The organism is Carnobacterium gallinarum DSM 4847 (assembly GCF_000744375.1).
Classification (GTDB): Bacteria; Bacillota; Bacilli; order Lactobacillales; family Carnobacteriaceae; genus Carnobacterium; species Carnobacterium gallinarum.
The window spans coordinates 300127-314469 of record NZ_JQLU01000005.1; the positions used below are offsets into that span (position 1 = coordinate 300127).

14 protein-coding genes are annotated in these 14343 nt (G+C 35.4%); 1 reads left to right on the plus strand and 13 read right to left on the minus strand.

From position 1 onward, the window contains the following. The 8 genes from cobA to BR43_RS06360 all read right to left on the minus strand — a co-directional run bounded on the left by cobA (nt 1) and on the right by BR43_RS06360 (nt 7218). A complete protein-coding gene (gene cobA / locus BR43_RS06325; RefSeq protein WP_034560364.1) occupies nt 1-1038 on the minus strand; it encodes a uroporphyrinogen-III C-methyltransferase in 1038 nt (345 codons plus the stop codon). After that, entirely contained in the window at nt 1025-1333 is a 309-nt protein-coding gene (gene nirD / locus BR43_RS06330; RefSeq protein ID WP_211252908.1) for a nitrite reductase small subunit NirD, read from the minus strand. Before nirD ends, cobA begins: the two co-directional genes overlap by 14 nt. A gap of 5 nt (nt 1334-1338) precedes the next feature. Next, the gene (gene nirB, locus BR43_RS06335; protein ID WP_034560367.1) at nt 1339-3750 is read right to left on the minus strand and encodes a nitrite reductase large subunit NirB; all 2412 of its coding nucleotides are present in this window, start codon (nt 3748-3750) and stop codon (nt 1339-1341) included. 125 nt (nt 3751-3875) lie between these two features. Further along, entirely contained in the window at nt 3876-4331 is a 456-nt protein-coding gene (locus tag BR43_RS06340) for a precorrin-2 dehydrogenase/sirohydrochlorin ferrochelatase family protein (RefSeq protein ID WP_034560369.1), read from the minus strand. Further along, nucleotides 4324-5055 (minus strand): sirohydrochlorin chelatase, encoded by a 732-nt coding sequence (locus BR43_RS06345; RefSeq protein ID WP_034560371.1) that lies wholly within the window; start codon nt 5053-5055, stop codon nt 4324-4326. The genes BR43_RS06340 and BR43_RS06345 overlap by 8 nt, the downstream gene beginning before the upstream one ends. Before the next feature lie 18 nt (nt 5056-5073). Beyond that, complete coding sequence (locus BR43_RS06350; protein ID WP_034560373.1) at nt 5074-5727, minus strand: response regulator; 654 nt, start codon at nt 5725-5727, stop codon at nt 5074-5076. A 13-nt stretch (nt 5728-5740) separates the two neighbouring features. Beyond that, nucleotides 5741-6754: a sensor histidine kinase gene (locus tag BR43_RS06355; protein ID WP_034560375.1), complete on the minus strand. Its 1014-nt coding sequence runs from the start codon at nt 6752-6754 to the stop codon at nt 5741-5743. Beyond that, the gene (locus tag BR43_RS06360; protein WP_051933838.1) at nt 6754-7218 is read right to left on the minus strand and encodes a GAF domain-containing protein; all 465 of its coding nucleotides are present in this window, start codon (nt 7216-7218) and stop codon (nt 6754-6756) included. Before BR43_RS06360 ends, BR43_RS06355 begins: the two co-directional genes overlap by 1 nt. Before the next feature lie 126 nt (nt 7219-7344). Between BR43_RS06360 and yjeM the strand changes: the two genes are divergently transcribed. Further along, complete coding sequence (gene yjeM / locus BR43_RS06365) at nt 7345-8790, plus strand: glutamate/gamma-aminobutyrate family transporter YjeM (protein WP_034560377.1); 1446 nt, start codon at nt 7345-7347, stop codon at nt 8788-8790. Nucleotides 8791-8971: 181 nt separating this feature from the next. Here the strand turns inward: yjeM and manA are convergent, their stop codons facing one another. The 5 genes from manA to BR43_RS06390 form a co-directional block, all read right to left on the minus strand. Continuing rightward, the gene (gene manA / locus BR43_RS06370) at nt 8972-9934 is read right to left on the minus strand and encodes a mannose-6-phosphate isomerase, class I (protein WP_034560378.1); all 963 of its coding nucleotides are present in this window, start codon (nt 9932-9934) and stop codon (nt 8972-8974) included. An 80-nt stretch (nt 9935-10014) separates the two neighbouring features. Continuing rightward, nucleotides 10015-11058, minus strand: a complete 1044-nt coding sequence (locus BR43_RS06375) for a serine hydrolase domain-containing protein (RefSeq protein WP_034560380.1) — start codon at nt 11056-11058, stop codon at nt 10015-10017. Nucleotides 11059-11521: 463 nt separating this feature from the next. After that, nucleotides 11522-12244 (minus strand): LytR/AlgR family response regulator transcription factor, encoded by a 723-nt coding sequence (locus BR43_RS06380; RefSeq protein WP_034560381.1) that lies wholly within the window; start codon nt 12242-12244, stop codon nt 11522-11524. Between the two features lie 12 nt (nt 12245-12256). Beyond that, nucleotides 12257-13261 carry a GHKL domain-containing protein gene (locus BR43_RS19005; protein WP_169741027.1) on the minus strand — a complete coding sequence of 335 codons (1005 nt, stop codon included), beginning with the start codon at nt 13259-13261 and terminating at the stop codon, nt 12257-12259. Between the two features lie 359 nt (nt 13262-13620). Beyond that, the gene (locus tag BR43_RS06390) at nt 13621-14343 is read right to left on the minus strand and encodes an ABC transporter permease (protein WP_034560382.1); all 723 of its coding nucleotides are present in this window, start codon (nt 14341-14343) and stop codon (nt 13621-13623) included.

Genomic DNA, 14343 nt, shown 5'->3' on the forward strand with positions numbered 1-14343 from the left:
CTATTTCTCACTATTTGGTCTATCTATCTTTAATTCTTCTAAAAACTCATGAAACAACAGCTCCATTTTATTCACCTCTGAATTCTCTTCTTCAAGAAAAATCACTTCATCATAGGTTTGTTCATTTAATAAACGCATCGTCACTTCATCTAAACGACTATCTCGACAAGAACCTAGTTGAATCCCCCAGATATCGGCACCTTGGGAACTATAGTGAGTCAATTGATCCCACTCAAGCGGCTTTTGACTCACTAGCAGAATTTTACGACCGAATAACGGCAGCTTTTCAAACCATGAAATGGCTGAACGTTTCGTCACCACTTCACCAATAATAATTAGTGAGGGATTTATCACTTTTTGAGCCTTAGCGTCTTCTACAATCGTTGCTAACGTACCTGTTAGTACAACTTGTCGACCATAACTTCCCCACGTAACAATTGCAATGGGAGTGCGTCCAGCAATTTCATTTTCAAGCAATTCAGCACAAATCGTTGCTAGATTTTCGACGCCCATATAGAGAATTAATGTACCACCTCTTGCAAAGGTCGCAAAATCCATTGGACTTGGCTGGTTCACTTGTCGATGTCCTGTCGCTAAAGTAACATGACTATTTACTTGACGATGAGTTAAAGGAATCCCTGCATAAATGCTAGCTGCCGAAGCCGCTGTAATCCCTGGAATGACTTCATATGAAATAGTCTGTTGCTCAAGAATTGCCATTTCCTCACCAACACGACCAAATACCCCAGGATCGCCACCTTTTAAACGAACCACTAACTTTCCAGCCAAGGCTTCTTCTACAATTTTGGCTTCGATTTCCTCTTGTTTTAATGTATGTTGTTGCGGTAATTTTCCGCAATAGATAAATTCAGCTTCTAATTTGGCTAAATATAAAAAGAGTGGGTTTACTAGTCGGTCATAAATAATGACATCTGCCTCTCGAATTACTCGAGCGCCTTTTAATGTCAATAACTCAATATCACCTGATCCACCACCGACTAAATAAACTTTGCCTTTTTCTGAATTAAGCCCAGACATAGACTTTTCCGTCTTCAACACTGGTTTTGTATTTATTTACACACCCTTCATCTGGTGCTTGGACTTCGCCACTATTCAATGAAACTTTGTAATCATGCAACGGGCAAAAAACAAATTCCCCTGCTACAATCCCTTCGGCTAAAGGTCCATTCTCATGTGGACAGCGATTGCCTACCGCTCTAACAGAATCATCTGGCAAACGAAATAACGCAATCTCTTCCTTTTCAACATGAATTTCTCGACCAATATTCACAATTAAATCAGCTAAATCAGCTACAAATATCTTTTCCCTCATTATTCTCACGCTCTTTCTACTGTGTATAATTCAGCTTTTTTCTTTTTATCTTGTAGGATTTGTTCCCACGGATTCACTTGTTTGCCATCCATTGCTTTTTCTAGTTCCATATTTAATTCTGATCGAACCTCTTTGTTCAGTAGAATTTCTTGCACTTTTTCAAAGCCCATTCGATCTAACCAAGGAGCTGTTCGTTCAGCATAAATCCCTGTTTCACGGTAATATTGCAACATAGCACCGCATAACTCAATCACTTCTTCCTCAGTTTCAGCAGTTGTTAATAGTCGACCTTCTTTAATTTCAGTTCCGCCATTTCCGCCAATATAGATTTGAAAACCATTCTCCACGCCAATTACACCAAAGTCTTTGACGCCAGATTCTACACAGCTACGAGGACAAGCAGAAATGCCCATTTTGAATTTATGGGGCGTATCGATAAATTCAAATTTCGTTTCTAATTTAATTCCTAGTCCCATTGAATCCTGCGTACCAAAGCGACAATGATTTTTTCCAACACACGTTTTAACTGAGCGGAAAGCTTTGGCATAGGCTGAAGCTGAAGTCATATCTAGCTCTTCCCAGATTTTTGGCATATCTTCTTTTTTCACACCGTATAAACCAATTCGTTGGCTACCTGTAATTTTTACTAATGGTACATCATATTTTTCAGCTACTTGAGCAATCTTCATCAGTTGCTGTGGATTCGTTTTGCCACCACGCATTCTTGGAATCACTGAGTAGGTGCCATCTTTTTGAATATTCCCATGCATGCGCTCATTAACATAGCGTGATGCTTTTTCATCTTCATGCTCATGCGGATAAATCATATTTAAATAATAATTTAACGCTGGATGACAATTTGGACAGCCGTCTAAATTATCAAAATTCAAGACATGACGCACTTCTTTAATCGATTTTAGCTCTTTCTGGCGAATCCCAATGACAATCTGATCACGCGTTAAAGTTGTACAGCCACAGATTCCAGTCGGTCCAGCTGCTTGGAAATCATCACCTAATGTGTAAGCCAAAATATCGCCAACAACACCTTTACATTTTCCACATGAATTTCCAGCCTTTGTTTGGGCAGTAACTTCTGCAACAGTTGTTAAACCTTTTTCTTGAATCGCTTGAACAATTGTACCTTTTGAAACACCATTACAGCCACAAACCGTTTCATCGTCAGACATCGCGGAAATGTCGCCACCTAAATCATCTTCACCTGTGTATAACAGAGAAACCATCTTATAATCTGTCAGAGCTTCTTCTTTTTTCAAAATATTGTAGTATCGATTGCCTTCAACTGTATCCCCATAAAGCACAACACCAGCTAATTTGCCGTCTTTAATAAAGATTTTTTTATAAGAATTCGTTGTTCCGTCAAAACTCTCGACGCCTTTAATCTCATCATTTTCCACAATGCTTCCAGCAGAAAATAAATCACAGCCAGAAACTTTTAATTGGGTGAACATTTTACTACCTTCATACGGAGCCGTTTCTCGATAGGTTAGGCGATCTGCCAATACTTTCCCTTGCTCATACAAAGGTGCGACTAAACCATATGCAATCCCACGATGTTCACAACATTCGCCCACTGCATAAATATCCGTAATAGTTGTTTCCAAATAATCATTCACAACAAAACCACGATTCACTTCTAAAGGTGTACCATTTGCCAAACTAATCTCTGGACGAATACCAATCGACATGACAACTAGATCAGTATCTAATTGCGTACCATCAGTGAATTCTAAACCCGTCACACGCTTCTCACCAATAATTCTAGAGGTTGCTTTGCCAATGGCGAATTTCAAGCCTTGTGCTTCCAAATCAGTTTGCAACAACTGCCCTGCGCGTCGATCCAATTGCGTTTCCATCAACCATTCAGCTAAATGAACGACAGTAACATCCATCCCTTGATCATGAAGGCCTTTCGCTGCCTCTAACCCTAATAATCCTCCGCCAATTACAACAGCCTTGTGGTAATTTTTAGAAATATCTAACATCATTTCAGTGTCGTCAATCGTTCTAAAACCTAAAACACCTTCTAAATGAATGCCTTCGACGGGCAGCATAAAAGCACGAGAACCTGTTGCCAAAATTAATTTATCATACCCAATTTCCTGACCATCTTTTGTATAGACACATTTAATAATTGTATCTATCTTCTCAATGGGATTGCCATTAATCAACGTAACGCCGTTTTCTTGATACCATGAATACTCATTCATAATGATTTCATCTGTTGTCATTTTCTTTTGTAAAATATTCGATAACATAATACGGTTATAATTCGGGTAATTTTCTTCACCAATTACTGTAATGTCATACAAATCTGCATCTCTTTCAAGAATCTCTTCAAGAGTACGAATGCCCGCCATACCATTTCCAATCATGACTAAACGCTCTTTATTTTTCATCGTATTCCTCCTTAACCTAATGTGAATTATTGAACAATAAATTAAGTTTAACAAAAAAGCAACTGCTCTCCTATTAGGGAAAGTCCTATATCGAAAAATAAAAAGAGAACTTTTAAACTAATTTTCTAGTCTAAAAAGTTCTCCATTAATGCAATTAAATTTTGCTTTATTTGTTTGATTCGACTAGGATTTTGTCCATCAGAAGAAAGGTGAATAGCGAAATCAGATTGTTCAATTGTAGCCATATTGTAAAAATCCGAGTTAGCTTTATTTGTGCAATCATTAACTAACTGCCCATTTTGACAAAGAGTGACGATTTGCTGATTGATATCTGTTTGATTTGTGCAAATAAAAACTAAAAAGGCCTCCTCAATATCTTTCGGCACAAAAGGTCGGATAATTAACGTTACTTTGGTTGACGTTAACTTTAATAAAGTTTCTGACATCTTTGGAGCTACAACATAAATCATAGCTTCTGTTTTTAATAAATCTAGTACTTTTCTTGTACCAATTTTTCCGCCGCCAATCACAACTACTCGTCTATTCATTAAATTCAAATTAATCGGATAATTATTAGCCATCCACTCTCGCCTCATTCATTAAATGATTGATACCATTAATCAGTCGTCTATCTAAATTCAAGGTTTCTGTGTAGCTAAAAATAACCGTGTTTGGTTTAATTTCCGTCAATGCTAATTGAATTTTATCAAGCAAATGACCATCAAATAAAAAGAAGGGAATGACTAAAATTTGCGGATGTTGCTGAATTAATTGTTTAGCTTCAAGCAAGTAATCTGGTTTTCCATAAAGCACACCGGCTGTAACCGGTAATTCTAGATTAATTGCTAACTCTTTGGCTATTTTTTCTACAATCTTACCAGGTTTTTCATAGTTCGTACTTCCATGTGCCACCAACAATATTGCTGGATTAGTAGGGAAATCCTTTAACTTCTCACGACAGCGCTCTTCTAAAATAGTCACAACTTCCGGCTCTTGGGCAAATGGTTGACTGACGCTAAATGTCACGTCTGAATAACACAGCTCCACCTCTTTCAGAGCTTGGGGAATATCCTCTTCCATATGCATCGCTGAAAAAAGTAATAGCGGAACGATGATAAACTCTCGAATTCCTTTTTGATACATTTTTGCTACAATTACTGCAATCGTATCTGGATGTTTTTCTAAATAAGCCAATCCTTGCTCTGTTTCTGGATGAGTTTGAATTAATTCTTGATAGAATGCCTGCATTTTTTGATTTTTCCCCATTTTTTGACTCCCATGAGCCACATATACAATTCCTTCCACTGAACTCCCCCCTTTTCACTATATATCAATAATCTGTTCTTTAATTGCGTAATGAATCAACTCAACTCGTGTTGATAATTTTAACTTTCGCATAAAATTAGCTTTATGAACTTCAACCGTTTTCACAGAAATAAATAAACGTTCCCCAATCTCTTTGTTGCCATATCCTAGAGCTACTAAAGGCAAGATTTCTTGTTCACGTTTCGATAACTGCTGATAACTATTTTCAAGAGGTGCTTCGTTATCTTCTTCCAGTTTTGACAGTACATTATCTCCCAAATAAATCTGTTGATCCAAATAAATCTGCTCTTGATAAACGCCTCGAATTCCTTGAATAATCTCTCGGTCATTTGAACTTTTCAATAAATAACCATCTGCTTTAGCCTTCAATGCTTGAATAATATAATCCTCATCATCATGCATTGATAAAATCAAAATTTTAACAGCAGGAAATTTTTCTTTAATCCGCTTTGTTGTCAATAAACCATTTTCCCCCGGCGGCATTCTTAAATCCATCATTACAACATCTGGTTCTAGTTTTTCAACTTCCATATAGGCTTCAATTCCATCTGTAGCATGCCCTATTACTTCCATATCCTCTTGCTCATTAATCAAATGAGACAAGCCATTTCGCACCACTACATGATCATCAGCTACAATTACACGAATCATTACTCTTCCTCCTTTATGAAGTTGGAACTTCCACTTTTAGTTGTGTCCCTAGATTTTTTGTAGAGAAAATAGTTAATTGCCCTCTAATCATCTCCACACGCTCACGAATATGTATTAAGCCCATTCCAGTTCCTTTAATATCAGGACTATTTGCTGAAAATCCAACCCCTTCATCTAAAACTTCCAAAACTAAAGACTGGTCTTTTTCTACAAGTAAAACATCTAATTCAGAAACTTTTGCATACTTAATCGCATTCATTAAGGCTTCTTGTAATACCCGATACAATGTAATTTCCACTTGTTCATTAAAACGTTGGTGCTTTAATTGAGAGATAAAATTTATTGTGATTCCTGTCGTTTCTTCCATCCGATGAATCAATGTAGTGATAGCCGAAGCCAAACCTAAGTCATCTAAAGCCGCAGGACGTAAATCTAAAGCTAGCGTTTTGACTTCATCTAAAGTCATCACTAAATGCTCTTCTAATTGAGTTAATTTTTCATTAACTAGCTGATTGGTCTCAAAAGTACGTTTAATTTGCCTTGCTTCTAATAACGTACTAAACACATGCTGTGCAATTCCATCATGTAAGTCTTGGGCAATCTTTTTTCGTTCATTCTCATGAGCACGACTCACATAAGCAACTAATTGCTTTTGCTGAAAAATATTCGTCGTCTTATCTTGCTTTGTTAGATTTCGGATAATCAATACCACAAAATCCTCACTTGTAAGCTCAGTAAAGCTTGCACTAAAAGTCTCTTTGGTTCCATTTATATTTTCAACCACTAAGGAAAAAGCACTTGGATCAAAATGCTGTTTAATCTCACAATCATGGCATTTTTCCATAACAGAGTGTAAGGCACACCCCTGAGAATGACAGATATCTAAAATCTTATCTAGCTGGAAATGATAGTTTTGCAAAAATTGTTCTGCTGCTCTATTGCTTTCAATAATTTGATGCTCCTTAATCAGAAACACTGAATCCGTTGTTTGAGCCAGAATCAACTGGCTGAGTTCTTGATTAAACATCAGCTTTTCGCCTCCTTTTTTTCTTGAATTAAAACAGCTACACTGGCTGTTTCCTCAGTCAATTGTTGCACAACCTCTAAGGTAACCCGATTCGGTTGACGATAGCCAATCAATAAAATAGCAACAATATCTCCATAAAAAAAGACTGGTACAACACCAACACTTTTCAACTCTTCCGTAAGTGCAATTGGGTATTCTAATAACTCTTCAGCAGTTCGTTGCTCCAAATCAGCTTCAATCAATGTCCGACCAGTACGCCAAACGATTCCTGGTAAACCACGACCCTCTTGAAGAACAATCTTTTGATAACGTAAACTAATGTTACCACTAACATATTTCCATCTAATTTCTTTACGGTATGTTTTTTCGTTGGTTGTAGCTAGTGCCATTCCAACAAAATCAACGCCTAATGTATCATGTAATTGCTGGATTTTGGATTGAATAATCTGATTTTGCTCTACCATTAATGCAACTACTCCTTTTCCCTAATTCTCCATAAGTTTCCTGATTCTACCTTGAGATTTTTCTAAAAATAACGTAAGCTAACACTCATACTACAAAATATCATTTGCAACTTATGAGGTGCTTACTTGTTTACTAAATCACATGATTACTCTCAGAAAAAAATTATTCTAATGATCACAACTACGGTTTTTTCTTTTTCCAGCATGGCCAATTCTTTTTATTTGATGGGAACTGCTGCTATTCCATGGTTTCTTGTAACCGCTATTTGTTTTTTTATTCCTTATGCTTTCATTATAGCAGAATACAGTTACAGATATAAAGAACAAACCGCAGGGATTTATTCTTGGTTGAAAGACACCCTTCCTTTGCCTATCGTATATATAGCAACTTTTATTTGGTATAGTAGCTACACAATTTGGTTGGTCAGTCTGTCATTAAAATTATGGATTCCCTTTTCTATCTTCTTATTTGGCCAAGACTTAACTCAAAGAGCGGCTATTTCAGTAACCATCAGCAATCGCTTTTTATTAGGATTGCTCTCTATTTTAGCAATTTTTTTATTGACTTGGTTTGTAAGTCGTGGCTTTCAAAAGTTAACTACATTCATTATTTTAGGTGGTAGGCTGATCTTAGTTTTATTTATAGTCGCCTTAACTAGTCACCTGATTTTATTTTTTAAACTGCCTGACAACTCATTTAATCCGCTTACTACACATTCCTTACTGAATTCCCCAAATCCAGCATACCAATCTTCTTTGGGAAACTTGTCTTTTTTTATTTTTGGTATTACAGCTTACGGTGGCTTAGATACAATTGCAAGCTTAGTTGATCAGCTTTCACAACGAAAAAATCATTTTGCCAAAGCAGTTAGCGTTAGCTCCTTCTTAGTCGCAGGATTATATTTATCTGGCGTTTTATTATGGTCCACTACTACCTCTTGGTCTGACATTTTTACTCATTCACACGTAAATCTAGGCAATGCGATGTATGTACTGATGGAGAATTTAGGGGTTCGTTTAGGGGAAACTCTTGGATTTCCACCAAAACAAGCTTTTAGATTAGGACAACTATTCTTGCGTTTAAACGGGCTCACCTTATTTATTACTTACTTAGGCTTACTTAGCACAATCAGCTATTCACCTTTAAAAACCTTAGTCTTTGCTCTTTCAAAACAAACGATTATTCCAAAAAAAGCCTATTGGATTCAAGCGAGCGTAGTAAGTTTATTTATTCTATTAATCAGCAGTGGTGAACAAGGGATCAATCAGCTTTACAATCAACTCACCTTGATGACCAGCGTGTCGCGTTCCCTACCTTACCTATTCCTTGCTTGGAATTTCTATTATTTTAGACAAAACCAGGCTGAATTTATCTTCTTAAAAAATAAAAAACTCGCCTTATTGGCAAGCTTTAGTGTGACTGTTAGTGTTTTATTCGCTCTTGGCTTTACCTTGTTAACACCTTTTTTGGCAGGCGATTATGAAACATTCTTCTTTTTATTACTGGGTCCTTGTGTTTTTTCGGTGGTGGGTCTAGGTGTTTGGGGATTAAGGAAAATAAAGCCATTGTGAAAATTCACAATGGCTTTTTGGATTAGAATTATTTTTTATTTAGATTAAGGCAGATAACCTGATAAGCTCAATACTATCAGAAGTAAACCTGTTGATTATCTCATTTTTTGACTCATTGAGGGTCGACAGATTAAAAAAAACTAGTTAATTAGATTATTCTAACTAACTAGTTCTGATTTCATTAACGATTAGCTTTTCCTGGTGTTGAAGCAATAATTTGTAGATTGCCATCAATTTCCCAAGCTTTAATAGCGTTTGGTAAAATAAAATGAGTGCCTTTATTAATTTCATATGTTGCACCATCTGGTAAGGTTAGGACTCCTTGACCTTCTAAAACGCTGACTAACGTATAAGGCGCAGTTGCCATAAATTCAGCACGTCCTTTAATCATCCATTGATAAACATCAAAGAAATCTGACTCAACATAAGTTGTAATTTCAACATGTTCTTTATTCTTTGTTTCAACATGTAGAACTGGATCAACATGTGGAACAGTTGTAACATCAACGGATTGTTGAATATGCAATTCACGAGGTAAGCCACTATCATCTTTACGATCATAGTCGTAAACACGGTACGTAGTGTCACTACTTTGTTGCGTTTCCAGAATCATAATACCGGCTCCAATTGCATGAATCGTGCCACTTGGTACATGGAAAAAATCACCTTTATTGACTTTAATGCGACGCAATAATTGATCCCATTCGCCACTGCGAATCATCGCTTCTAATTCTTCTTTTGTATGGGCATGATGTCCATAGATAATCTCAGCACCTTCATCTGCATCAATTACGTACCAACATTCAGTTTTTCCTAATTCACCTTCGTGAGCCAAGCCATAAGTATCATCTGGATGAACTTGAACAGATAAATCATCTGCTGCATCTAAAATTTTCGTCAATAACGGAAAAACATCTCCTGTAACATTTCCAAAAACTTCACGATGTTGCTCCCAAACCTCAGCTAATGTTAAACCTTTTAATGGACCATTTTTTACAACACTAGGACCATTTGGATGCGCGCTAATTGCCCAGCATTCTCCAACTTTATCACTAGGAAGATCATAGCCAAAAACTTCTTTTAACTTTGTTCCACCCCAAATTTTTTCTTGTAAAACAGCTTCTAAAAATAACGGTTCGCTCACTTCGTTTTCCTCCTCAATCTTATTCCATTCTATTTTACCATAGATGAAAGCGATTCACCTCAAAATCAACGAATCTTTTCTTAAACTAATTTATCCAATACTTCACTTTCAGCAATATAAGTTTCCATCAAGATATTACGGCGTTTTAAATAATAAGGCGTATCCATTTGTACATGTACCCGATTGGATAAGAAAACAAAACTACGCTTTTTCACTAGATCTAAAATGATAATCGTTCCAGTAAAACCCGTATGCAATAAATAACGATTTGGTACTGCTCCATCTGCAGATCCTAAAAAGGCCCACCCTAATGAACGGTTTAAATCACCTGTTGGCGTCCAATCATGCATAAGCTGCTCAACGGTTGCTTCTTTTAAAATCTGAACACCTTTCCAACTACCACCATTTAACATCATTTGGCTAAAACGAATCACATCTTGTAGGCTAGAAAAAAGTCCAGCACTTCCACAATGTGGATACAAAACTAAGGCTTTTGGATCATGAACCTCTCCACGAATCATGCCTCGAACTGGATGATTTTCAGTTGGCGCACATTGCAATGGATTAGTTGGTTTAAATAGCGTTTCCTTTAATTCTAACGGTCGGCTGATTCGTTCTTCAAAAACCGTTGTTACAGTTTGATTCGTGATTTTTTCAATAATAAAGCCTAATAAAATCATACTCGTATCTGTATAAAGAACTTCTTTTCCAAAATTTTCACCAACGGTCAAATGCATAAAAGCTTCACTTAATTCTTCCGATGATAAGCTATCTCGATTTTCAATATACCCATTTAATGCAGATGTATGAGTTAATAAATGACGAATCGTGACTTGAGGCTGACTAAATTCAGGCAAATATTTGGTTACGCTGTCTTCAATATCTAATGAACCTGCTTCCCATAATTGCAAAATTAACGTAGCCGTCATCATAACCTTAGTAACTGAAGCTAAATCATAGAGTTCATTTTCTAAAATAGGTTCTTCCTCTGGAAAGATTGCTGCATGCCCTTCACGATAGATACGTATCTCCTGTGGCTCAATAAAAGCATAACTTGCACCAGGAATCGTTCCTTCCGCAATTAATTCTGCAACCATCGACTGTGTTTTCGGATAGTTTGTCATCACTGTACACTTCACTTTCTTTTTTCTCAACTCTTAGTATAACAAACAAAGCCAATCTACCAAAGAACAAATACAGGTTCTTTAGGTAAGAAATCGGTTATCTTAAATTATCTATTATGTAAAAAGTAGCTCAACCATATAGTTAAAGAGTTAGAAATTTTGTATCAACCATTGCTTTTTAAACTAACTTATTTTATTGAAATACACCCTTCATTATATAGAAATTAATAACAGAACTCTTAGTAAGTTTCCTGCAAGAATGCTTTTTAATTAATCATCAGTCCAAATAAAAAAAGTTCACAAACTACGCATGTGATGACTTCAAAAACGTTAACTTTCTTTTAAAAGGTCTACGCAGTGAACTAGTTTTCATTTTGTTTTTCCTTTACAAAAGTCGCCAGTGTATCCACACTAGTCAACCATTTAGAAAACCTTATCAAGCCCCTTTGATAGATTTTTCAGTTTATTTGAACAGCCCTTTCAGATAACGCATTGATGCATAACACACTTCCTCATTTGTCATAATAATTTCTCGCTCTTTCTTTTTTATTTCTAGAATATTTTCACGATTTACTACATACGAATGATGGCAACGATAAAAATTAGCTCCCAAATTTTCCAGATCTTTAAGCTTGCCATAAAATTCCACTTGACGATTTTCCAGATGCATAATAATCTTATGCACTTTTGGTGATGACTCAAAAAAAAGAATCTCATCATAAGGTACATGAATCACTTTATCCCCAACCTGTGTTTGAAAGAATACCTTCGCTGGATTTTTATCCCTCATTACTCGGTCATAAGCTGTATCCATACAAGCAACTATGCGACTTTGAATATCGGTTTGTTGATCCTTCAAAATAAAATCCATGGCCTCGACTTTGTAAACAAAAGTTAAATACGTAAGTTCCGAATGAGTAGTAATAAACACAATCTTCCCCATCGGGTCGTATTTGCGAATCTCTGCTCCTAGCATAATCCCTGACATCTCATGACCTAAATCAACATCAAGAAAATATAAACCACTTTTTTTATTAAGTTGGATTGTTGCCAATAATTCGTCGGGATTGCCAGTTGCTAAACGTAACTCCATATCCAATTCTTCAATCATTAAGTAACTTTCAACATAATCTGTAAACTGCTTTAATTGAATTGGATCATCCTCACAAATAAAAATATCTAACACACAATTTCCCCCTTAGTTTAAAATCTCAATCTCTTGAATAAATAACTCATTTTCAATTCGTGTATCCAAGGTCACAAAAGAAAATCGATCAATCTCTTCTTGCAAATTACTTAAGCCTAATCCACGCCCAGCACCTTTTATGGAAAAATCTCGTTTAATAAGCTGATGAATTTTTGGCGTATCTGTTCGACAAGAATTCATCACTACAATAACTAAGCTCGTGGATCGTTTAATAAATCCAACTTTAATAGAAGCTTGATTCATTTCCATCGTTTCTTCAATTGCATTATCCAATAAGATACCTAAACAACGACAAAGAGACAGTGAATTCATTCTTACTTGATCAATTTTTTCTGTTGCTTCAAAATCAGTATCAATTCCTAATTCTTGTGCTTGAATCATTTTTGAAGCCACAATTCCTTTTATTTCAGGTAATTCCAGCTGACTCAATCCAGCTAATTTAAAATTATTCATTTCAATATCTTGACTAACTACCATAACTTTTTCTTGAAAATAGCATTCTAAACCTATTAAATCTTTTTCTTGAATATACCCGGACATGCTTGCTAAGATATTAATATAATCGTGCCGGAATTTCCGCATATCTAAGTAGACTTTCTCTAAATTCTTGGCATAATCTTTTAACTGTTGTAATTCCTCATGTTCTTGTTGTTTCTTTTGTTTTCTAGCTAACCTAGCAAAATAAACAGCCGTAACCCCCCCACTAATTAAAGTAAGAAATAGCAAATTCAAAAATAAATTTTCGGAACCATCCACGTAATAACTTAAAAAAAAGAAAATACTTATTAATACAAATCCCTCCAAAGAAATAAGCTTCATTTTCTGTTTTAACTCAATGGTAAAGACAATCCCCCTCGTCAATCGCTTGATTACATTCTTTAACATAAAACTCAAAATTACTATGAACAAAGACTCAAGCCCTAAAGAAAAAACTTTGACTTCCCAACTATCTATTTCCTCTAATGAATATCCTAAAATTGTTCTTAAAACTGCCATACATAAAATGGCTCCAATACTATGAATAATAAAGCAAGAGAAACTCAATAATATTGATTTTAAAGCATATTTAAATTGGATGTAATTGAATAAAAAAATCAGAAAATAAACAATGATAAGTGCATACGGAAAATAAATCACGCTAATGACAACTATTGGTAAAATAACAACAACCAGATAAGTAATCCAAACTTTCCAATCAAACTCAATTGAATTTATAATTAGAATTATTAAGGTTACGGTTAAAATTAAATAACCGGATTTAAGAATAGCCTCAATCAACAACAGTCCTACCTCCTTATGTTTTACTTTGCCTTTCATTCACTATACCATATTCTTCAGTTGAAATAGACACCATCCTAAACTAAATCTTTTTTATTAATTTTCAAAATAGATAGTCCCAAAAATAAAATAACACCTCCAACAATTCCGATATAAGCTTCATTTGTTATTGGACGGTACAAAGCCTCGCTCATTGTATAAAAAGGAATATACTCAACAATTTTTTCAATTAACGTTAGTTTCATGGCAACTAAGCCGATAAAATTAGGCAGTACCTTAAAAGCAACAAAGGTTAAAATAAAACTAGCAACTGGTCCTAATGTTAGAATAGACATTAAAATTCCAAAACTACCAATTAAAATCGCAATCATCACATACGTAGCAATATTTATCATAAAGGGAAGCAATGCATCTAAAAAATTACTTTCCTTTAATAAAAATACTTGGAAAATCAGACCAACAATGGAACTAACTAAACCTAACATACCGCCTAGTAATCCCATACAAAATAACTTAGCTAACACGACTTTCGTTCTGGAAATACCTTTTGTAAAAATAGTCGTTGACGTTTTGTATTGAAACTCAGAGCCTAAAACACGTGCACCATAAAAAATTAAAATCAACTCACCAATCATCGCAAAAAAACCAAAAACATTCACTAATCCAAAATACTCTGTCGTCACTGCCATCCACCCCATTGCACAGCTTGCCAGTATAGCGCACAAAATACCAATATATAAGCCAACTTCTAATGTAATTTTCTTAAATTCTAAAACACTTAATTTTGTTGCACGAATCAT